Source organism: Pedobacter nutrimenti, from assembly GCF_032678445.1.
In the GTDB taxonomy this organism is placed as follows: Bacteria; Bacteroidota; Bacteroidia; order Sphingobacteriales; family Sphingobacteriaceae; genus Pedobacter; species Pedobacter nutrimenti_A.
On the sequence record NZ_JAVTSQ010000024.1, the window covers coordinates 13447 to 34999 of the forward strand.

Genomic DNA, 21553 nt, shown 5'->3' on the forward strand with positions numbered 1-21553 from the left:
TGAGAGGTATTACATGATTGAATGTGAATCAACTTACTTCTATCCATTTTTTTCATTCAACCTTAAAAGAACATCGACGATACGATCGGAAGTCTTTCCATCCCATAACTCAGGTATCCTTCCCTTCTTCCACTCATTATTTAGTAATTTCTTAAACGCTCCTGGAATAGCCGAGGGATTAGTCCCTAATAGTTCGTTTGTACCAACTGAAATTGTTTCTGGTCTCTCTGTATTATCACGTAATGTCATACATGGAATCCCCATTACTGTTGTCTCTTCAGTTATACCTCCAGAATCTGTTACTACAGCCTTTGCATTCTTAACAAGATAGTTAAACTCCAAATAACCTAATGGCTCAATTAAATGTAAATTCGGATAATTTATCCCAATACTTTTGAGCATTTTCTCTGTCCTGGGATGTACAGGAAAAACGATGCTTAGTCCATTCGATGATTTTACAATAGTCTCGATCAAATCTCTAAGTTGAAATTCCTGATCAACATTTGCAGGACGATGAAGAGTCATGATAATATATTCTTTCTCTTTCAAATTAAGCGTATGCCAAACTTCAGGCATTTTAAACCTACCCATCTGCCTTAGTAAAGTATCAATCATAGTATTTCCAACAAAAAAAACACGACTATCTTCAACCCCACTCTTTTTTAAATTTTCATTCGCACTTACTGAAGTCGTAAAAAAATAGTTTGTGATACTATCTGTAACAAGTCTATTTATCTCTTCGGGCATACTCCAGTCGTTAGATCGAATCCCTGCTTCCACATGTGCGACTCTGACATGAAGTTTTTGAGCAACTATAGCACATGCCATGGTAGACGTTACATCACCAACAACTAATACAAGGTCAACTGGATTCTCTAGAAGTTCCTTTTCAAATCTAATCATTATTGCGGCTGTCTGTTCAGACTGGGAACCACCGCCCGCTTCAAGATTAACATGCGGTTCAGGAATCCCAAGTTGCTCAAAGAAGTCCCCTGACATTTTCTTATCGTAATGCTGACCCGTATGGATTAAGCGAAAATTAATGTTTTTCCCGTCTATTTTTGCTTTTTCTATGGCCGCAATTATTGGGGCAATCTTCATAAAATTTGGTCTAGCACCAGCTATTATATCTATCAGCATATTATGGTTTTATATAATATTATTTTGATTTGATTATATCAATAAATGAATTTGCATAATTACTAATGTTGCAATTAGTATGATAAAATTCGTACGCATTATTTGCGATCAGCATATTTTCTTTTTGATTATTTACGATCCATAAAAGTTTTTCAGCGAGCTGAACTATTGTACCGTCATAAAAATATCCATTTACATTATCTTCAATATAAAACCGCTCTCCCCCAGTAACGGAATCATTAGAAGTAAGAAAAGGGCAACCAAAAGCCATAGAATGCAATACTGCCAGTCCAGCTTGGGTTGGCGATACAGAAACCATAGACAGGGAAATAATCGGAAAAATTTCGCTATCACTTTCTCTTCTTCCCCAAAATATTACGCGTTTCTCTAAATCGTATTGTTTTACCAATTGTTTTAACTTTTCTTCTTCTTCTCCATCCCCAATAAAGTCTAGCGTGATATTTTCAGGCAATTTGTCTATAATCTGGCTAAAAGCAATAACTAAATTCCCCAAATTCTTATACTTTTTAAAGCTACCTATAGACAAGATTTTAGTTCTATTTTCTCTTGAAAACGGAAACTTTTCTACTTCAACAGTATTTTTTGCAACGTAGACTTGCTCTCTTTTATTTACATTTTCGACATAATATTCAGCAATTTTTGGTGAGTAAAGAATAGTACCAGATGATATGTCATTCAACAAAAATCTAACTTTGTCTATTATTGTCTTTTTTCGCAGTCCGTCTTCAGACGACATCCCTATTCCCCAAAAATAGACCTTTGCCTTTTTTCTGAACAAAAGCAGTAAAATAAATGTAGGGAGCCATCGTAAATCTGCTATTATTATAACATGACTAAATGATTTTATAAGCTGCCTAAATTGCTTAATTTTATAAAATTTCCAAATCTTCTTATTACTGTAAGGGACAGTATTAAAATTGGTAGCCCCGATTTCATCAAAATCCCCCTTTTCATCATAAGCCACTGTCAACTCTATATTTGGTGTTTTGCCAATTGTGTTAAATAATGGGAGTCTATAATGAGGAATAACTTCTTGTATTATTAAAACTTTATTCATTAGGGCGAGAAAAAATTAGTCCATGTATTATCATCTTTAATTCAAATTATGCTTAATTACTATTTTTCATTTCATTTAAAAGCCCACCCGCATAATCAATAAACCATTTGTCATGATATGGAGTAAAATTACTTTTACTCCCAATTTCCATCAATAAGGGTTTTGCTTTAACGTTTAATGAATACAAATCTGACCCCCACCAGATAAGTCCTGCAACCTTATTTCCTTTATAAGACTGTCTCAAAATAGAACCAGTGTGCTTTAAAAATTGATCTTTTGGTATTAGGCTATCATCAGGCAATCTATGCCAGATGTATGGATAAACAGGTTTACCAATCATCAGGCCAATTTTTAGAGCAAGTTGTACATTTCCTGAAACATATTTTTCATCGTATCCTTTTCCTACTGATGCAGGATAAAGAGAATATAAAGAAGGAGTAATAATATCACACATTTTCAATAAAGGCAGCAATTTCATACACCTTTCTTCCCATTTGCTATTGATATTCCAGTATTCCCTAAACGGTAATCCATATACAGCCCATCTCACATTTGGTCTCATTGTTTGGCCTATCCTAACAGCTCGTTGATACTGTTGTAGTGCAGTTAAAAATTTAGGATCATCTGCAGAGGCTGAGCTCAGAATATTCATTGCTTTACCCTCCCAATCTAAAATTCCAATTCCACTATCATTAGAATTTGGAAATAGTTTGCTTATTTGAGCTCTCAATAGGCTCTCATTAACAATCATGTCATTATCTGGATCTATATAGGCACCCCCAACCAACCGAACGTACCCAATGTTATTATTTTTCACAAACGACTCTGCCTGATTGCCGAGGTCGTACATGCTCAAATATAATTTAGGTGTATTCTGCGCCTTCATCACCTGAAATGAGCATATAAATACGACAATACAAAGAAATATTTTTTTCATGATTTCAAATAAACATTTTTATAATAAAATAACGATAACGTTAATATTAAAAGATAAATACCAGCAAAATTCTTACCAGATTTAATGTCCATATTTAACATTCTTATATTTAACTGAAAGAAAAAGTGCAAAAATAAGCCATAAGCCAGGATTAAAGCCAATTCCACCAGAGGTCATCGATGATAAAAAAATAATTAATAAAATTATCAAGAGAAGAAAAAATATATAATCCTTCTTTTTAAAGATATATTTTATCCTTCTAAACACCTCCCAATGAAGAAATAGTAACAGAGCCATTCCAACTATACCTAATGACATCAAGACTTCCAAATATATATTGTGTGGGTAAGTAGAATCCAATCTTGTAGTAAATCGATCCCCAAAGATAGGACTATCGCAAAATTGGTCCCAAGCACTAGAATACTCATAACTTCTAGCTTCCTTTTCGCCGCTCTTCAAATCCTGACCAAATTGCTCAAATCTAGAAAATATCGTAAATCTTTCTGTTAAATTATCCAGAAATCCTGTAATGAGAACAAAGAAAATGGTTATAATAGATATCATTATTGTTTTAGCCAGAAAATCGGCTCTTCTAGACACAATTTTATACTTAAAATATACCATATAAATGACAATAAGAACCATTACGACCAAAGGACCTCTTGATGCCGCCGCAATTAAATTTAATAACCCAGTTAATCCAAAAAAAATAACTAATAATTTTATCAATGAGTTCTTAAATCTTAAAAACAACAATGAGTAAACTGATAGCACAAATAAAAGATCACCATAGAGTCCTATAATAATTGTATTAATAACACTTTCATTATCTCCGCCAGTTATACTAATTCTAGAAGTAAATAAATTAAGAGACAAACTTCCATTCTGATAAACAATCAGGATCAGCAATAGAAGATTACTTAAGGCCATTATACTATACAATTTCTTATATATAGAATTCAGATTGATATATTTTGCATTAAGGATTACAGCTAACATAGGGAAAAAGCAACTTCCAAATGCAAAGGAATAAATATATAATGCATCCTTATCACCAAGTTTGATCCCTCTAAAACTAACATCATAAATAAGTCTAATGCCATACAATATCCAGAAAAAAATCAAGGCCTTTATCCCTTTTGGGAGCTTATTACTTCTTTTAAAACTGTTTACAATTAAAAATATTGATATAAACAGATACAATCCTCTAAATGTGGCATTTATAGGAGTTGAAGGTATATGAAGAAAAATAGGAATCGACGCCTGAATTGGATAGCCAAAAGATAAAAAAAGAAATAGCCACAATGTTAAATTACCTTTCCAATTGTCCGTTTCTTTTGGTCGAGAATTTGTGATTATATTACTTACCATCTGGAAAATACTTTTTTTAATCTGAGAACAGAATCTATTAAAAATGTATGCCTAATATTAAATTTCGTAGCGTTCCGAACTAGGAATGTTGACTTATCAGCATATTCATTGAGTTTTATTCCAATATTTTCCACACTATGATATTCATCAACATATAAAAAACATTTTTCTCCAATTTGATTAATGGAATCTCTACTTACATGTGTAACAATATCCATTAAATTTAGCTCATTTGTTGAAGTATTGAAGGCCAAATCTATACCAAGCATAAAGCCTTTAGTGTCAAAAATCCATTTATATCTATAATTATTATTCATTAAGATATTTTTCTTACTAGTATAATCCAAAAGGATAGTAGGAATTTTATAGGATGCGGCATCTAATGCTGAGGTACCCATTGCGAACATACAATCTATTTCGCGAAACATATAGTCAATCAATTTCTCTCCAATCAGAATCCCTTTAAATAGAACTTCTGTATTTGGATTTTTCATTGAGATTTCACTTAATATATCGATAAGATCTCCGTCACCAATTATATGAAACCTAATTTTCGAAGATTCGTTTCTCTCATTAAAACGGATAATATCATTTAACACATACTTTATACTCTCAATCTTCTCAGACGTAACCCGTCCCAACCAAGCAATGTTGAATCCCCTCTTTTTACTTTTGTTATAAGTAACTGTTTTTTTATCCGTTGGTATAGGTAAATACTCCGGATAAATTCCCAAATTAAAATACTCTTTGTTAACCGTAAAATTCTCTTCATCCATAAAAAGCAAGCTACTATTAGCTGACAATCCATTCAACAATTTTCCAATTTTTTTTATTCTATTTCTCATAAAAAACCTAACTAAATTTTTAAATTTAGGAAGGTTTATTAAAAGATAAGGCTGTATAAACCATACAATTATGTTAGCATCATTCTGATTTGAAATTTCTCTTCCTATTTTACTAAAATGACCGGGAAAAATTAACAAAGTTGTATGAGTTGGTAATTCTACTATTTCCTCTTCTTTATAAGATATTAAAGCTATATTATCATAGTTTCTTACTTTATTCCAAATAAAACCATCGTTAAAATCAATAATATAGATTTTCTTTCTAATTTTACTTGCAATCTCAATTGCCAATCTAACAATTAAATATTGGGCCCCCCCGACTGCTTTACTTGGATAAAAAAAAGTGATACTATCTCTCATATTCTCTCTTAAAAAGTAGCTTCCGAAAAACTATCAACATTACAATAAAACATATTAAATAGTTCATTGCATATGCCATTGTAACTCCGACATTTCCATAATGATTAATAAGAAAACAAGAAAATCCAACAAATAGTATGCTAAATCCAATCTCAACTATAATATAAAGCTTTGTCATTGCCTTGGCGATAAATTGATATGCTAAAATCCAAGTGCACATTTTAAAAAAATCACCTGTTAACTGGAAGGCGAATAGATCTTTCATTCCATAGAATTTTTTATCAAAAATCACCTGGATAATAATTCCTCGTAACAAAAAAATACTGAGTGAACAAAGAATAATAATAGGCACAATAATTTTATATGTATTTAGAATTTCCTTTCTGAGTTCAAAATCATTCTTTATCTCTGCCAATCGTGGCAAATAATAAACACTAAGTGATGTTGTTACTATCATTAGATATGCTGACGAGATACTCGTCATACCAGACCATATACCCGCATCATTAAGTGATGTATGCCTTACCATATAACTTCTAATGATCAACTGGCTCACAGGAACGGTTGCTGCACTTACTAAAGTCATTAAAGAGTAATGTGATAATTTGAGGGCCGCGGCTTTACTAAAAGCACCCTTGAAATTACTCCATTTAAACCAAACACATTTTCTTACAATAATTAAAGTACTAAAAAATATAATTGACTGATAAGTTACAGCGGCTAGTAGAGCACCATAAATACCAAAATATCTAGATAGGATAATCGTGAATATGAGCCCAATAATGCTATCAATAACATTCACCTTAACGTACCTCTTAAACTCTTTAAACCCATTTATTATCGCAATTAATAAGCTATTTAAAGAGTACATTATCAATGTAAATCCGAAAACAATAAGAATCGATGTATATTTTACATCCCTTAGAATCAACCCTGAAAAATAATAAGATCCAAGTATTAGTATCAAACCGCACACTATAGAAAGAGAAGTAGTAATAAGAAATGATGTTCGTAGGAACATAGCTACTTTAGCCTTCGATCCTGAGTATTCAGCAACGTACTTTGTTACACCATTATTAATTCCTCCATTGGAAACAGACATAAAAATTGAGGAGAAGTTATTTAGTTGGCTAAGCAATGCAACTCCACCAGGCCCAATTAAAACAGCAACGACTTTTACACTTACAAATCCAGTCAGAACCTTCACTAGAGTCGAAATTGAGCTTAGAGATGATACCTTAACAAGATCAGATTTAAGAAGTTTTTTTAATTTCGTCAAAATATACATTTTAAAGCGGTCTAATTATTTTACATGGATTTCCTCCTGCAATTACATTTTCTGGCAACGATTTGGTAACAACAGAACCATTGGCAATTACAGTGTTATCGCCTATTGAAACCCCCTTTAAAATAGTAACGTTAGAACCGATAAAAACATTTTTACCTATATTAACAGCAGCAGTCCTTGGTATTCCCCCTATTCTCTTATCGGGATCCAATTGATGAAAATCACTATCAAATGCAGAGAAATTTGCTCCGATTAATGTTCCTTCCTCAATAACTATCCCTTCTCCTTCACTAACTAAACAAATATTATTATTGATCCAAACATTTTTCCCAATTTCAATTCTCGAGGTAGTCTTTCTGGCATCTAAATATGCGTATGTAGTAAAAAAATAAGCTGAACTTGGCAATCCTATTAAAACATTATCCTTGAATTCAATAGTTCCTTGTCCTCGCGTTAAAAGAGGTTGATTTAATTTTGGATTTCCAATCACATTCTCACAGGTAGATAAAAAATAATATTTCAAAATTCTAATTCGCTTATAGACAGGAATTACAAAGAATTGAACAAACATTATCCGTAGTTTTCTCACACCTTTTCTAATAGTCATTCAGAACTCTAACCACTGTGGACACCTCTTCCTTGGACATTACCGGGCTAATTGGTAAGCTCAATACTTCACCATGAATTTTTTCAGAGATGGGTAAACTTAAATGCTTCAACTCCTTATATGCCTCTTGTTTATGAGGAGGTATTGGATAATGAATTACAGTTTGTATTTTGTTATCTGCTAAATATTTTTGCAAATGTTCCCGATCATTTGTCCTAACTACAAATAAATGCCATACATGTGCATTTTGATCTATTACATTAGGAAGTACGATTTTTGGATTGACCACCTCTGAGAGATATCTGTTAGCCACAATTCTTCTAGCAGCCGTTTCAGCATTCAGGTTCTTTAATTTAACATCCAACAAAGCTGCTTGTAATTCATCCAAACGGCTATTGATACCTTTATACTTATTCTCGTATTTAATATGTGACCCGTAATTTAATAAAGCTCTGAGTGTCGCGGCAAGCTCATCGTCATTAGTTGTAATCATTCCGGCATCACCTAAAGCCCCAAGATTCTTACCTGGATAAAAACTAAATCCAGCAGCATCTCCAAAACTACCAGCTTGCTTATCCCATCTCTTAGCTCCGTGCGCCTGGGCACAATCTTCAATTACTTTCAATCCATATTTATTAGCAATAATCGATATCGACTCCATATCACAAAGTTGCCCATATAGGTGAACCGGCAATATAGCTTTTGTTTTATCCGATATTTTTGATTCTATTAATGAAGGATCTATATTATAAGTTTCTATGTTTGGTTCCACCAAAACAGGAACAAGGTTGTTAGCTGAAATAGCTAAAATACTAGCTATATAGGTATTCGATGGTACCAATACTTCATCACCATCTCTAAAAATTCCCATCTCTTTATATGCACGAATAATCAAAATAAGAGCATCCAGACCGTTAGCAACACCAATGGCATGTTTCACATTACAATATTTGGCGAAATTGGCCTCAAATTGTTTCAGTTCTTTCCCCATAATGTACCATCCGGAGTCTAAAACACGCTCAAATGCTTCTTTCAATTCTTCTTTATGCTGTTGATTAATCCCAAGCAGATCCAAAAACTTTATCATGATTTCAAAAATTTAATAAATTATAACATTAAAGATGCTTTTTTACTATAGCCGGATTACCACCGGCGACTACATTTGATGGAATATCCCTAAGGACAACAGAACCAGCAGCAATAATACTATTCTCTCCTATTGTAACTCCTTTTAAAATTATACAACCCCATCCAATCCATACATTATCACCAATTATCACTTCCTTTTTATTAACCTCAGTATGATCAATTTTATAACCTAAGGCCTCTCGTTCTCGAATCACCGGATTAACGGGATGAAAGTCAGTGTCTGAAATAAATGTACAAGAAGCAATCTGACAGTTCTTACCAACTTTTACCCTCTGATACGCCGTAACAGAAACACCGTTCATCATCGTATTATCACCTATTTCAATTACTCCATTTAATCCGCAGGCCAATGTACATCTGAAAGTTAAGGCCGTATTAGAATTATCGGCATCAGAATTAAGAACCACTTTTTCACCCAGAGTGATACTTGAGGTTCCAGGTAACTTAAAAACAGGTAAATCGCCCAAAATCCGGATTGCTCCATTAGTCCTCAATTGATCACCGTATTTATTTTTAAGTATCCACGTCTTTAGCTTTTGAATGAATGTTACTTTTCTTTGATTTTTCAAAACCTCAGTCATAATTGAAAATTATGTGTTAACAAAATGTCCTAGCTCAGGAACACCACCAGCAATAATATCGGGAGCATATTCTTCTAACTTTTCTTTGCTTAAGAATCCCGTAAGAACCGCTGCCGTATTAATTCCTAGCCTTTTTCCAGTCTGTATATCTTTCCCTGTATCTCCTATGAACCAATCCTCTTTTGAAACAAATACCGAAGTATTTATTAATTCATATTTCTCTTTCTTTTGTCCTGTTACCAATATCATCTTAAATATTTTATTCCATCCAAATGTTGTAATCTGTTCAATTGCAATTTGTTCAAATTGTCTGGCTGTGACAAGGTATAAACTATGGTGCTTTCCCAATTCAGTCAGATAGTCCGTTATTCCTTCAAAGGGATGATCTAAAGCAAGCCATTCTAGCTTTTCTATCTTCTCCATCCAGGCTTTTTCAAACGAAAAAACATCTTTATCAGAGTACAAAAATTTTGTCCTTAGAATCTCCTTATGCCCAATTTTATTTTTTTTCAAGTCCCAATACTCATCAAAAGACAGCTCGGATTCAGAAACCAAGTGTTGAAACAATTGATACAAACGAGGCTTAGAATCCAGCAGCGTACCATCTAAATCAAAAAATATATTCATTTACTTTTATATTTCATATAATGAAACTCTTCGAGCAACCCCTCATACAACGAAACTTCTTCAGTCAACAAAAATTTCCTCATTTTTGTATTATCAAAAACTAAATCACGTCTCTCTTTATCGGAGGGAATAAACTTAATTGTCGAGGGCTGCAGACTAATATCAATTAATTTCGAAACCAAACTTTTAATGGTAATTTGATGGCTGCTAACTAAATTTACTGGTCCAATACTCCGTTCCAATATCATTGCTTGAAAAATAGCCTTTACTATATCTTTTACATTAATAAACGATCTAATATCATCTCCACTACCCCATATCTCCAAGACCTCTTTATTTAGTATCTTTTGAATAGTAACTGGAATTATCTTTTGGTATGCCTCCTCACCAGGCCCATACACATGTCCTACTCTCAATAATTGGCATATTTTATTCTGCTCCGTGGCCCAGGCAGTTAACATTCTCTCACAATATAGTTTTGAATCACCATAAAGAGAAATTGGTTTAATCAACGAGTCTTCAGAAATAATACCAGTTTCTCCATAAACATCCAATGTACTCAGATATATAACTCTTTCAAGCGAGGGGAGATCAGCATTAAGCAAGGTAATGGTATTAATTATATTACTATTGCAATTTTGGCTGTCATTAGCTTGAATTCCATTCTTTGGTGTAAATGCTCCAGCATGAATAATGGTTCTAATTGAGCTAAATCCAGATGTTACAAAATAATCTTTAGTAAATGTGTAATTATGGTGTAATAAAAAGCGACATTCAACAATTGGCTCAGAAGTAAGAGCAACAATATTAGCTGATCCATAAAACTCTATCAGTGAAGAGAGTAGATGTTTACCAATAAAACCAGAAGCGCCCGTTATTAAAATCATTACAAATTCTTTATTTCTCTTTCAATATCGATATGGCGCATTAACCTCGGATGAGTATCCATTCCCCTCAACCATAAAAGACCATCTTCCAAAGGATTAATCCTTTTTTCAAGAACAGGAAATTCATTATATAATGCAATATTTTTAAATATTTCCGGCATATTTAATCCAGCCTCGGTAAAGAATAGAACTGTTGTAAAAAATCTGGAAATATTGATTTCAGTAGGATTTGGTATGCCATTTTTATCATAGGTCATATCAACACCAAATATACCATGTGGCTTCTTATCCACGGCTTTTATAGTCTCAATAGAAATTCTATCAACTTCTGCATTAGAAAAAGTTTGTCCAACCTTAGTAACTCCCGTAACGCCAGAAACAGAGCGATTACCATGCGTCCAGCCTTTTCTAATTCTCGTTTGAGCAACGACTAATTCTCCTTCGTGCCAGATAGATAGCCATGTTACCGTGTTAGCCGTTAACATCTCAGCAGCAACAAAATCACCCCATCCATTATATCGTTCTATCCAACCCTTTGCAAAAGTAAAATCACTAGTAGGTAATGCCCCCTTCCCCCCACCACCAATTGAGGATGCGCGTAACCAGATTTTTCCAGACTCATCACCCAAAGATTCAAAGGCATTTTTTAAATCATCTTCATTATTAATTATGATATTTGTTGGAACCTTTATACCTGCCTCTCTACATTTCAAATATGTCTTATATTTATGAACGCAAGTGTCAATAACATCATGATCGGGCATAAATATTTTTGCCCCCGTTGCTTTAATTTCATCTCTAAAAAGGGACGCATGAAATATTTCTAAATCATTCTGAAAGTGAACTAAATCTGGTTTCTCCTGATTAAGAATATTAAGCAAAGAAGCCTTATACTCAACTGTATCAGCATACGGCACATAGAATTTTTCATGGGCATTGGATAGAACTAGGTCAGTCGGTTCACTTCCCATACCTAAAACAGTTTCCTTCTTATCACTTCTTAAAAGTGAATTAATTACACCCTCTGAGGGAGCTCCACCAGCACCAGCTATTAAAATTTTCTTCATTTTACGTATTCTAAATATTCTTCGTAATTTCTTAAATAATCTCCTTCATTATAATTATGCGAAGCAAACACAAGACAAATAGATCCAGATGAAAAATTAATCTCAGAAGCCCAAATTCCAGGAGGAATGTGCAATCCAATATTAGGTCTATTTAACTGTACCAAACGCTTGGCAGTACCGTCATCCAATAGTACTTCAAAACCTCCACTTGCAGCGATCAAGAATTGATGACATTCTTTATGTGCGTGTGCACCCCGTGATTCACCGCCGGGTACATCATATAAATAAAAAACTCTTTTAACTGAAAATGGAATTTCCAGATCATTTGTAACTGGAGTAATATGGCCGTTTCTATCTCCTATTTGTGGAAGATAAATCATAGAACAATCAAAAACAGATGTATTAGGCATTGTTTTCTCCTTTCTTAAAATCACTAAAATCCCTTATATAATCTGATGCTTCGTATGCTCTATTGGTTATATGTAAGCTCAATGAATTTGTTGAGAAATTCTCCATATGTCTCCAGGTTAGTGCAGGTAGATATAAACCATAATAACTTCTGTTGAGAGAATATTTAACTGTCGTTCCATCCAAATTTGTAATAACAATATCGAAACTTCCGCTTAGAGCTATTATAATTTCCTCTTGTTTCTTATATGCATGTCCGCCCCTAATTTCTCCCCCAGGAACATCATAAAGCCAGAAGCATCGCTCTACTTCAAAAGGAATCTGATTTGAATGTTGTAAAAAAGACAAATTGCCTCTCTCATCTAATATTTTTGGTAAATCAATAATTTTTGGGCCTATCATAATCTCGAATTAGTTAAACTTCTGTCTATACAACTTTTAGTATCAAAAACAACTATTTTATTCTCCTTTAATTGAGAAAAATCCAATGACAAAAATTCATTATGTGCTACCGCTACAATGACTGCTTTATATTTGCTGAGATTTAATTTATCAAGTAAATTAATTCCGTATTCATGAAGAACTTCCTCTCTATCTGCCCATGGATCATAAACATCAACCATAATCCCAAATTGTACAAGTTCATTATAAATATCAACAACTTTTGTATTTCGAATATCTGGGCAGTTTTCTTTAAAGGTCAAGCCAAGGATTAATGCTTTTGCTCCTTTGATTGTATGGCCATTTTGGATCATCAATTTAACAACTTTATTTGCTACAAACATCCCCATATTGTCATTTACCCTTCGACCAGACAAAATTACCTGAGGATGGTAACCCAAAGATTCTGCTTTATGGGCTAGATAATATGGATCTACACCAATACAATGTCCACCAACCAATCCCGGGCTATATTTAAGAAAATTCCATTTTGTTCCTGCGGCTTCCAACACGTCTGTAGTATCAATTCCTATCCGATCAAAAATTAATGCAAGTTCATTTACAAAAGAAATGTTTACGTCCCTCTGCGCATTTTCAATAGCCTTTGATGCTTCCGCTACTTTTAAACTAGGTGCTTTATGTGTCCCTGCTACGATAATGCTCTTATACAATTGATCCACAAATTCGGCAACCTCAGGTGTAGAACCGGACGTAACCTTCTTAATCTTAGTTAGAGTGTTGACCTTATCTCCGGGATTAATTCGTTCTGGAGAATAGCCACAATAGAAATCTTCATTAAACTTTAATCCTGAGAATTTCTCAAGAACAGGGACGCAATCTTCTTCTGTACATCCAGGATACACAGTCGATTCATAAATAACTGTGTCCCCTTTTTTCAACGCTTTACCAAGCATTTCAGACGCTTTTAACAATGGGCTTAAATCTGGAGATTTAAATTGATTTATTGGTGTTGGAACAGTGACAATAAATACATTATTCTCCTTCAAATTTTCAATTTTTGAAGAAAATCGTAAACCAGTCTTTCCTTGCAAACGATTCGAAATCACTTTATTTAAATCATCAATATCGGCCTCTCTCGTTCTATCCTCACCTTTTTCAAGTTCAAGAACCCGATCTGAATTAATATCAAATCCTAAAACATCGAATTTTTTCCCAAATTCAATTGCCAGGGGAAGACCTACATATCCAAGTCCTATAACAGCAATTTTTGAATCTTTAATACTCAAATGCATAATTATTTATTAAAATCGTTTAAATATTTCTTTAAAAAAATCTTTGAAACCTGTTTTACGACTCTTAAGATCATCAGAGTAGTAGCCGTAGCCATAGCCATAGCCATAACCATAGCCATAGCCATAGCCTCCACCCATCTGGATTCCATTGAGAATAATATTCAGTTTAGGGAATTTATGGTCAAGATATAACTCATTTAATTTTACTATTTGCTGTTTAAATGTTACACCATGTCTTACTAAATAAATCGTTGCATCAGCCAGCCTAGCTAAAATTTGAGCATCCGTAACTAAGCCAATTGGAGGTGTGTCGATAATAATCTCATCAAACCTGGATTTCAGGTTTTCGATTAGGATCTCAATTTCACTATCTATCAATAATTCGGATGGGTTTGGCGGAATCGGTCCAGAACCGATTATATATAAGTTAGGATTCACATTTGAAGGCTGAAGAATATCATTTAATGTTGCTTTACCAATCAAATAATTACTCAAGCCCATTTTGTTTGATAAATTCAAATATTTACTAACCTTTGGCTTTCGTAAATCCAACTCTAACAAAACCGTCTTACGTCCGCTAATAGCTAAAGCAGCAGCAATATTCGAGGCAACAAAACTCTTTCCCTCACCAGACATACTAGAGGTTAAAAGTGTAACTCTTGTTCCTTCCTTTCTACCATGGATATATTGCAAATTCGTACGAATTGTTCTAAACTGTTCAGCGATAGCTCTTCTACTATTGGCCTGAACAACGATTTGTTCATTATCATCAGAATAAACAATCTCACCCAATACTGGAGCCTTAGTTAATTTCTCAATATCCCCAGATTTAAGTATTTTGTTATTCAATAAATCTTTAATATAGAGATAGATGATAGGAAAAAGAAGACCTAGCAATAGGGCAATACTATATGTTAATTGTTTTTTAGGTTTGATAGGGGATGCGGAAGAAAAAGCTGCATCTACAATTCTACTATCAGCAACGGCAGAAGCATAAGATAATGCAGCCTCTTCCTTTTTCTGTAGCAAATACAGGTACAGATTTTCTTTTATCGTTTGTTGTCTTTTGATACTTATAAATTGTCTTTCTTGTCCAGGTATCCTTTTAATAGAACCCTCATATTTTGAACTATTAGACAGTAAAGATTTTTGAGTACTTACTAAACTAGCCTCAATATTCTTAATAACCGAACGGATACCACTCCTGGTTGACTCAATCTGCTTTGTAATTGGATCCAAAACTGGATTACTGGCCTGGGTAGTAGCCAATAACCTTTCCCTTTCCAATTGAAGTTTAGTTAATTCTTGGATTTGGTCTTGCAAAACAGGGTCATCTAATCCGATCGTCATAGGTAATTTATCATTCACAGACCCTGAAAGTCGACGTTCCATATCCTTGATTACATTCAACTTAATATTGACTTCATTTAGCTTAGCATCATTCTCTTTAACACTACTTAAATACAATTCTCCTTCACTACTTATATCTGTAAGTCCCTGACTACTTTTAAATCCTTCAACGCTCTTCTCTACATCATTGAGTTCACCAGTTATTAATTTAAGTCTTTGATCAATAAAATCCTTAGTACTTTCTGTGGTCCTATTTTTATCTGCTAAGGAGGCTTGAATGTAAACCTGGATTAGGGTATTTAAAATATCTTTACCTCTTTGAGGAATAGTGGTTTGGAAACTTAAATCCAATACTGTTGATTGCTTAGTAGTAACACTCACAGATAACGTAGATAACAAATTATCGGCTACTTGAACCGGATCGTTAAAAACAATATTTAAACCACTATATTTTGGTGAATAATTCTCAATCTTACTAATTTTATAAACGCCAAAGACGTTTCGTTCCATATCGCCAAATACTCCTGAAACCTTCTTTCCTGTAGCATATTCTTCAAGAATATAATTGCGATTGTTAATGAAATGAAATAAGAATTTTTTTCCAAAAAAATTCGGATTAATTCCAAACGTAGTAATATCAATGGGACTTTTCTCATATATATCCGTGTTAATCACTCTTCCTTCGGCTTCGTATCTAACATCCAAATGTAAACGACTAACAACTTGTCGCATTAGAGTTTTAGATTGAAGAATTTCGATTTCATTATCAACTACTTTTTTTGGTCCACCAAAAAGATCAAGTTGACTTAACACATCGTCAGTTTGCACCCCTTTCTTCTCATCCTTAATTAACAGGGTAGAGTTAACTTGATATATTGGTTTTGTATAACGCAAATAAAAAAAAGCTACAGATAATGCTATAATTAAGCTAAGTACTGAAACTGGCCAGTAATAAATATACCTATTTATCACTTCCCCTATATTTATATTTTGATCTTCTGAAGAGTCTTTGTCGTAATTATCAGAATGTATTTCTGTATTCATGTTAATATTTAATGCAAGTAAACTATAGACGTGTTATGATAATCGCAAGTACTGAAAGTGCAGAAATAATCAGACTAACATTTCGATATGATGAATCTACACTGGCATATTTTGCATTTCCAGGTTGAATGTACAACACATCATTATTTTGCAAATAATAATATGGAGATTTGAATATATCCTTACTACTCAAGTCTAACCTTATAAATTGTCTTTTCCCTTCATTCTCTCTTACTAACAATACATTCTTACGCATAGCAGTTATATTCAAATCCCCAGAAAGGCTCAAAGCTTCAGGTAGAGAAACTCTCTCTGTTTGAATTGGATATACACCTGGATGAGCAACATCTCCTAAAACGGAAACTTTAAAATTAATAAGTCTCAGACTAACAACAGGCTCCTTTAAATATGTAAGCAATTTAGATTGAACTAACTCCCGCGCTTGCGTTGTCGTTAAGCCAGACACTTTAATTGAACCGACCAAAGGCAATTGAATATCCCCTTTCTCATCTACCAAAAAACCATTAGCAGCAGTACTAGACACAGTACTATTATTAATAGCTGGATTAGTAGATGAGGTATTTCCCATATTAAAAATCGCTGAAGCTTCGTTATTTAAACTTGTAACGGTAATTGCTAATATATCCTCTTTCTGAATCTTTAAGGGATTATAATTGTCAATTCTTTCAGCAACCAGTCCACTATCCTGTAAATCCTGAAAATAGGGCACAGATTTATATTTAACCCCGCAGGAGCTAAAAAATAGGACAACAACAATAGACAAGTATAATATCTGTTTCATAGGCTCTAAGCACATTTTAGTTAAAATCCCCCAAAGATAATATTAAATCAGTGGAAACAATTTTACTACATTTTTGTTACGCTATCCCTCTAAACAATTACAATGCCAATTTGCGTACCATATATTTATTTGGGACTCTTTAACACTCAAAAAATGTCAAAATCCTCAAATAACTAACACAAAAACAACACCTACCTACACTTAAAGTAAAACCTTTCCGGGTTTTGAAAATATTAACTACCTTGCCTTTAGATTAATTAAATAATAAAAAACAGAATACAATGCTATTTTTCAAACGTAAACCTGCCCATTCAGACTTTTCCGCCATCGGAATTGACATGCACTCTCACCTGGTTCCTGGTGTAGACGATGGAGCAAAAGACGTACAAGATAGTATACAACTCATCACCGGTCTAAAAGAATTAGGCTTCAGCCATCTCATCACCACCCCCCATACCTTACAGGATATCCATCCCAATACAAAGGACACTTTACAGGCAGGCCATGCATTACTAGAAGGCAAATTACCTGAAGGCATGAAACTCAACCTCTCTTCTGAATACTATCTGGACGAACAATTCCTAAACCAGGTAGAAGCAGGAACAGTAATGCCGATGCCAGGCAACCGCCTGCTCATAGAATTCAGTCAAATCTCACGCCCGCATGATCTTGAAGAACAAGTTTTCGACCTGGGCATTAAAGGCTATCAAGTAATCCTTGCCCACCCGGAACGTTACCTTTTCTTCCACAAACAATTTGATTACTATAAACGCCTGAAAGAAATGGGCGTTGAATTCCAAGTAAACGCCATGTCCTTAACCCCACACTATGGCGAAAGGATCAATGTCATCGCGCAAAAACTCATCGACAAAGACTATATCGATTTCATCGGAACAGACATCCATCACCTCAGACACCTGGACTCCCTGAAAAAAGTCCCAGGAACGAGACATTTCGCAAAACTAATAGACAGCGGATTATTAAAAAACGACCAACTACTATAAATGGAAAACAACAAATAAGGCCACAACTACCATTTATCCTCTTATAAATCCATTCGTCATAATTTCCGCAAGAGACAGCTCAATTTTTACCACCTTTGGGCAACAACGCTAAAAATTATGAGAAAAATCTATACGCTACTCACCGTTCTGTTTCTAAGTACCAGTCTCTATGCACAAGACATTACCGGCACCTGGTACGGCACACTTCATATCTCAGGCACCAACCTTAACCTGATATTTCACATTGTCAAAAAAGGTAATGACTACAGCACCACTATGGATAGCCCATTACAAAAAGCCATAGGCATTCCAACAGCAAAAACCACCTTCAGTGACAAGACCTTAACGATAGAAGCCCCGAACATGGGCTTGACCTACACCGGAGTCTTTCTGCCTGACAGCAACAAAATAACCGGCACCTTCCAACAAGGAGGTAAAAGCCTTCCTTTAAATCTAAGCACAACAGAAGAAAAGCTGAGCTTCAAAACAGGGCCAAGACCACAAGACCCAAAAGATTTCCCCTACAAACAAGAAGAAGTGACCTTCACCAACCCTAAAGGAGGCCATACACTTGCCGGAACCTTAACCATGCCAGCCAACGGTAAAGCATCAAAAATCGTTGTCCTGATTACAGGTTCGGGCCCACAGAACCGCAACGAAGAGATTAATCAATTTAATCACCGGCCATTCCTGGTACTGAGTGACCATCTGTGCAGAAATGGCATTGCAGTACTTCGTTACGACGATCGCGGTGTAGGCAAATCAACCGGTGATTTTAAAACCGGAACAACCGCTGACTTCGCAGATGACGCAGAAGCTGCAGTAACCTACATCCAATCCAGGCCGGACCTTAAAAAGCTATCAATTGGTTTGGTAGGGCACAGCGAAGGCGGTATGATCGCCCCAATGGTGGCCAGCCGCAATAAATCGGTTAAATTTATCATACTTCTGGCAGGCCCGGGAATTAACATTCCTCAACTCTACACCCAGCAACTTGCCGATCAGATGAAATTAGGTGGGGCACCTTCAGAAACTATTCAGCGGGCAGAAGCAACCAATCTAAAGGTATTTATGGGCATGCAACAAAGTAAAAACCTTCCCCTGGAAAAATCCATCTCCAATATCGACTCCATTCTGCGCCAGGAACTGACCTCTACAAAGGAAGCAACAAACAAAACCGAGATAGACAAGATCATTAAACAAACAACCGATGCCTATAAAAGTCCCTGGTTCAGGTACTTCATAACCTTTAACCCGGCAGAGTACCTCAGCAAAGTTAAATGTCCGGTATTAGCGCTCAATGGAACACTAGATAGCCAGGTAGAATGCACATCCAATCTCGCCGGAATAAAATCCAGTTTGCAAAAAGCAGGAAATACCCGTGTTGAAACCCTTCCTATGCAAGGACTAAACCATCTCCTTCAAAAAGCAAGTACAGGCGCTATTTCTGAATACAGCCAAATAGAAGAAACCATTAACCCAGCAGTTCTACAAAAAGTATCCACCTGGATCAATACGCTATAATGACAGAAACAAAGAAAAAGAATTGGTTCTGGACGGTTCAAATCAGTACCTGGTTTATAATCGGCCTGATCAACTATCTGTTTCAGAAACGTATTCCAAAAATACAGGATGTTATCTTATACCTCAATTTTGTAAATATGACTGCCGGTGGCTTACTCATCACCACAGCCTATCGTTATTATCTGAAGAGATATCATCAAAAATTGAGGATAAGAGGGGGAAAATTTATATTATTTCTACTCGGCTCCTCTCTGCTGCAAGCCATTGGCTGGCTGTTACTCATTTGCCTGTTTTGTGTTCCCTTTTATAAAAAATATTCATTCCCATTATTCCCCCCTATTTACAATATTATTCCGCTTTTCGCTTTAATCCTGATCTGGAACCTGGCTTACCTCAGCTACCGGTTGATCAGCGAGAACCACCTTGCAGAGGTAGAAAGATGGAAACTGGAAGCCGAAGTACAAAAATCGCAATTGGGCGCACTCAAAGCACAGATCAACCCCCATTTCATGTTCAATGCACTGAATAATATCCGCGCATTGATCCTCGAAAACCCGGTACAGGCGAGAGACATGCTCACCAAATTTTCAGAACTGTTCCGTTATGCCCTGCAACACTCAGAAGAAAAAGAAGCCAGCGCAGCCGAAGAACTCAAAATTCTAACGCAATACCTGGAACTACTGAAAATCCAATATGAAGAAAAACTACAGTATTTCATTGATGCAGACACTGAACTGCTCAAAGAACTGATCCCCCCAATGGTGCTGCAGCTACTGGTAGAAAATGCCGTTAAACATGGTATTGGTCTAAGCAGCACAGGCGGCAGCATCTGGATCACACTTAAAAGGTCTGGAACCAAACTCCTTTTATCGGTCAAAAACACAGGAAAAATACAGCAAGGCAGCCCCCTGGAAGAAAGCCTGGGGATTGGCCTGAACAACATTAAAGAACGCCTAAAACTACTTTATGGAAATAAGGCCTCCTTACACATGGAGGAAGAAGCTAATTTTGTAACCGTAACCATTAGTTTAGAGAAACACTTATGATCACTGCCGTTATTGTTGAAGACTCCCGTTTAGCCCGTAAAGAATTAAAAGAGCTGCTGAAAGCCCATCCCGAAATTGAAGTCGTGGCAGAAGCAGATTCGGCAGAACAGGCTTTATCCGTTATCTCAGCTGAAGAACCCGATCTCCTGTTCCTGGATATACATTTGCCAGGCAGAAACGGCTTCGATATATTGCGGGAACTCGATAAAGTCCCACTGGTTATTTTCACAACAGCATTTGATCAATATGCCCTGCAAGCATTTGAATACAATACCATCGACTATCTGCTCAAGCCCGTAGTGCCAGAACAATTGCAAAGGGCCATTTCCAAAGCAAAAGAACAATTAAAACAACAGCCGAACCCAGGCTCAAAAAAAGAGAAAATGACCTCAGCAGACCGCATCTTTGTCAAAGATGGGGCTAAATGCTGGTTTGTAACCCTCGAAGAAATCCGCCTTTTTGAATCCAAAGGCAATTACACGCAAATTCATTTTGAAAACAATAGCCCATTGATTTTAAAATCCCTTCAGCAAATTGACCTGGTATTAGACCAGCAGCAATATATCCGTATAAACAGGCAGCAAATTGTCAACACCAGGTTTATCAGTAATGTCAATGAATGGTTCGGAGGCAAACTGAAACTTACGCTAAGCACCGGCGAAATTGTAGATGTATCGCGAAGACAAGCCAACCGCATTAAAGAACTGTTCACCTTATAAAAAAACCGCCCCGGTCCAACACCAG

21 protein-coding genes are annotated in these 21553 nt (G+C 35.3%); 4 read left to right on the forward strand and 17 right to left on the reverse strand.

Going from position 1 to position 21553, the window contains the following annotated elements:
- Positions 1-39: 39 nt before the first annotated feature.
- The 17 genes from wecB to R2S08_RS28315 all read right to left on the reverse strand — a co-directional run bounded on the left by wecB (position 40) and on the right by R2S08_RS28315 (position 17235).
- Positions 40-1140 (reverse strand): non-hydrolyzing UDP-N-acetylglucosamine 2-epimerase, encoded by a 1101-nt coding sequence (wecB, locus tag R2S08_RS28235; protein ID WP_316838248.1) that lies wholly within the window; start codon positions 1138-1140, stop codon positions 40-42.
- Positions 1141-1159: 19 nt separating this feature from the next.
- On the reverse strand, positions 1160-2218 hold the full coding sequence (locus tag R2S08_RS28240) for a glycosyltransferase family 4 protein (protein WP_316838249.1): 1059 nt from the start codon (positions 2216-2218) through the stop codon (positions 1160-1162).
- Between the two features lie 52 nt (positions 2219-2270).
- A complete protein-coding gene (locus tag R2S08_RS28245; RefSeq protein WP_316838250.1) occupies positions 2271-3155 on the reverse strand; it encodes a hypothetical protein in 885 nt (294 codons plus the stop codon).
- An 81-nt stretch (positions 3156-3236) separates the two neighbouring features.
- Entirely contained in the window at positions 3237-4526 is a 1290-nt protein-coding gene (locus tag R2S08_RS28250; protein ID WP_316838251.1) for an O-antigen ligase family protein, read from the reverse strand.
- Complete coding sequence (locus R2S08_RS28255) at positions 4520-5731, reverse strand: hypothetical protein (protein WP_316838252.1); 1212 nt, start codon at positions 5729-5731, stop codon at positions 4520-4522. The genes R2S08_RS28250 and R2S08_RS28255 overlap by 7 nt, the downstream gene beginning before the upstream one ends.
- Positions 5721-7010, reverse strand: a complete 1290-nt coding sequence (locus R2S08_RS28260) for an O-antigen translocase (RefSeq protein ID WP_316838253.1) — start codon at positions 7008-7010, stop codon at positions 5721-5723. The genes R2S08_RS28255 and R2S08_RS28260 overlap by 11 nt, the downstream gene beginning before the upstream one ends.
- A gap of 10 nt (positions 7011-7020) precedes the next feature.
- Positions 7021-7590 (reverse strand): acyltransferase, encoded by a 570-nt coding sequence (locus tag R2S08_RS28265; RefSeq protein ID WP_316838254.1) that lies wholly within the window; start codon positions 7588-7590, stop codon positions 7021-7023.
- Positions 7591-7615: 25 nt separating this feature from the next.
- On the reverse strand, positions 7616-8713 hold the full coding sequence (locus R2S08_RS28270) for a DegT/DnrJ/EryC1/StrS family aminotransferase (protein ID WP_316838255.1): 1098 nt from the start codon (positions 8711-8713) through the stop codon (positions 7616-7618).
- A gap of 28 nt (positions 8714-8741) precedes the next feature.
- Complete coding sequence (locus R2S08_RS28275) at positions 8742-9356, reverse strand: acyltransferase (RefSeq protein WP_316838256.1); 615 nt, start codon at positions 9354-9356, stop codon at positions 8742-8744.
- Positions 9357-9365: 9 nt separating this feature from the next.
- Positions 9366-9983, reverse strand: a complete 618-nt coding sequence (locus R2S08_RS28280) for an HAD family hydrolase (protein ID WP_316838257.1) — start codon at positions 9981-9983, stop codon at positions 9366-9368.
- The gene (locus R2S08_RS28285) at positions 9980-10870 is read right to left on the reverse strand and encodes an NAD-dependent epimerase/dehydratase family protein (RefSeq protein ID WP_316838258.1); all 891 of its coding nucleotides are present in this window, start codon (positions 10868-10870) and stop codon (positions 9980-9982) included. The genes R2S08_RS28280 and R2S08_RS28285 overlap by 4 nt, the downstream gene beginning before the upstream one ends.
- Positions 10870-11937, reverse strand: a complete 1068-nt coding sequence (locus R2S08_RS28290) for a hypothetical protein (RefSeq protein ID WP_316838259.1) — start codon at positions 11935-11937, stop codon at positions 10870-10872. Before R2S08_RS28290 ends, R2S08_RS28285 begins: the two co-directional genes overlap by 1 nt.
- The gene (locus tag R2S08_RS28295; RefSeq protein WP_316838260.1) at positions 11934-12347 is read right to left on the reverse strand and encodes an FdtA/QdtA family cupin domain-containing protein; all 414 of its coding nucleotides are present in this window, start codon (positions 12345-12347) and stop codon (positions 11934-11936) included. The genes R2S08_RS28290 and R2S08_RS28295 overlap by 4 nt, the downstream gene beginning before the upstream one ends.
- Positions 12340-12747 carry an FdtA/QdtA family cupin domain-containing protein gene (locus R2S08_RS28300; protein WP_316838261.1) on the reverse strand — a complete coding sequence of 136 codons (408 nt, stop codon included), beginning with the start codon at positions 12745-12747 and terminating at the stop codon, positions 12340-12342. The genes R2S08_RS28295 and R2S08_RS28300 overlap by 8 nt, the downstream gene beginning before the upstream one ends.
- Entirely contained in the window at positions 12744-14033 is a 1290-nt protein-coding gene (locus tag R2S08_RS28305) for a nucleotide sugar dehydrogenase (protein WP_410479544.1), read from the reverse strand. The genes R2S08_RS28300 and R2S08_RS28305 overlap by 4 nt, the downstream gene beginning before the upstream one ends.
- Positions 14034-14048: 15 nt before the next feature.
- A complete protein-coding gene (locus R2S08_RS28310; protein WP_316838263.1) occupies positions 14049-16433 on the reverse strand; it encodes a polysaccharide biosynthesis tyrosine autokinase in 2385 nt (794 codons plus the stop codon).
- Positions 16434-16455: 22 nt separating this feature from the next.
- Entirely contained in the window at positions 16456-17235 is a 780-nt protein-coding gene (locus R2S08_RS28315; protein WP_316838264.1) for a polysaccharide biosynthesis/export family protein, read from the reverse strand.
- 338 nt (positions 17236-17573) lie between these two features.
- Here R2S08_RS28315 and R2S08_RS28320 point away from each other — a divergent pair, with 338 nt between their 5' ends.
- From R2S08_RS28320 to R2S08_RS28335, 4 genes are all read left to right on the forward strand, one after another.
- Positions 17574-18239 (forward strand): tyrosine-protein phosphatase, encoded by a 666-nt coding sequence (locus R2S08_RS28320; RefSeq protein ID WP_316838265.1) that lies wholly within the window; start codon positions 17574-17576, stop codon positions 18237-18239.
- Positions 18240-18356: 117 nt separating this feature from the next.
- Positions 18357-19763, forward strand: coding sequence for an alpha/beta hydrolase family protein (locus R2S08_RS28325; RefSeq protein ID WP_316838266.1), 1407 nt, complete (start codon positions 18357-18359; stop codon positions 19761-19763).
- Positions 19763-20809 (forward strand): sensor histidine kinase, encoded by a 1047-nt coding sequence (locus tag R2S08_RS28330; RefSeq protein WP_316838267.1) that lies wholly within the window; start codon positions 19763-19765, stop codon positions 20807-20809. The genes R2S08_RS28325 and R2S08_RS28330 overlap by 1 nt, the downstream gene beginning before the upstream one ends.
- Positions 20806-21528, forward strand: coding sequence for a LytR/AlgR family response regulator transcription factor (locus R2S08_RS28335; protein WP_316838268.1), 723 nt, complete (start codon positions 20806-20808; stop codon positions 21526-21528). The genes R2S08_RS28330 and R2S08_RS28335 overlap by 4 nt, the downstream gene beginning before the upstream one ends.
- The last annotated feature ends 25 nt before the right edge of the window (positions 21529-21553 follow it).

Bases quoted from the DNA above. Each gene is read 5' to 3' on its own strand.
- wecB (WP_316838248.1), bottom strand. From the start codon at position 1,140: ATGCTGATAGATATAATAGCTGGTGCTAGACCAAATTTTATGAAGATT.
- R2S08_RS28240 (WP_316838249.1), bottom strand. From the start codon at position 2,218: ATGAATAAAGTTTTAATAATACAAGAAGTTATTCCTCATTATAGACTC.
- R2S08_RS28245 (WP_316838250.1), bottom strand. From the start codon at position 3,155: ATGAAAAAAATATTTCTTTGTATTGTCGTATTTATATGCTCATTTCAG.
- R2S08_RS28250 (WP_316838251.1), bottom strand. From the start codon at position 4,526: ATGGTAAGTAATATAATCACAAATTCTCGACCAAAAGAAACGGACAAT.
- R2S08_RS28255 (WP_316838252.1), bottom strand. From the start codon at position 5,731: ATGAGAGATAGTATCACTTTTTTTTATCCAAGTAAAGCAGTCGGGGGG.
- R2S08_RS28265 (WP_316838254.1), bottom strand. From the start codon at position 7,590: ATGTTTGTTCAATTCTTTGTAATTCCTGTCTATAAGCGAATTAGAATT.
- R2S08_RS28270 (WP_316838255.1), bottom strand. From the start codon at position 8,713: ATGATAAAGTTTTTGGATCTGCTTGGGATTAATCAACAGCATAAAGAA.
- R2S08_RS28275 (WP_316838256.1), bottom strand. From the start codon at position 9,356: ATGACTGAGGTTTTGAAAAATCAAAGAAAAGTAACATTCATTCAAAAG.
- R2S08_RS28280 (WP_316838257.1), bottom strand. From the start codon at position 9,983: ATGAATATATTTTTTGATTTAGATGGTACGCTGCTGGATTCTAAGCCT.
- R2S08_RS28285 (WP_316838258.1), bottom strand. From the start codon at position 10,870: ATGATTTTAATAACGGGCGCTTCTGGTTTTATTGGTAAACATCTACTC.
- R2S08_RS28290 (WP_316838259.1), bottom strand. From the start codon at position 11,937: ATGAAGAAAATTTTAATAGCTGGTGCTGGTGGAGCTCCCTCAGAGGGT.
- R2S08_RS28295 (WP_316838260.1), bottom strand. From the start codon at position 12,347: ATGCCTAATACATCTGTTTTTGATTGTTCTATGATTTATCTTCCACAA.
- R2S08_RS28300 (WP_316838261.1), bottom strand. From the start codon at position 12,747: ATGATAGGCCCAAAAATTATTGATTTACCAAAAATATTAGATGAGAGA.
- R2S08_RS28310 (WP_316838263.1), bottom strand. From the start codon at position 16,433: ATGAATACAGAAATACATTCTGATAATTACGACAAAGACTCTTCAGAA.
- R2S08_RS28315 (WP_316838264.1), bottom strand. From the start codon at position 17,235: ATGAAACAGATATTATACTTGTCTATTGTTGTTGTCCTATTTTTTAGC.
- R2S08_RS28320 (WP_316838265.1), top strand. From the start codon at position 17,574: ATGCACTCTCACCTGGTTCCTGGTGTAGACGATGGAGCAAAAGACGTA.
- R2S08_RS28325 (WP_316838266.1), top strand. From the start codon at position 18,357: ATGAGAAAAATCTATACGCTACTCACCGTTCTGTTTCTAAGTACCAGT.
- R2S08_RS28330 (WP_316838267.1), top strand. From the start codon at position 19,763: ATGACAGAAACAAAGAAAAAGAATTGGTTCTGGACGGTTCAAATCAGT.
- R2S08_RS28335 (WP_316838268.1), top strand. From the start codon at position 20,806: ATGATCACTGCCGTTATTGTTGAAGACTCCCGTTTAGCCCGTAAAGAA.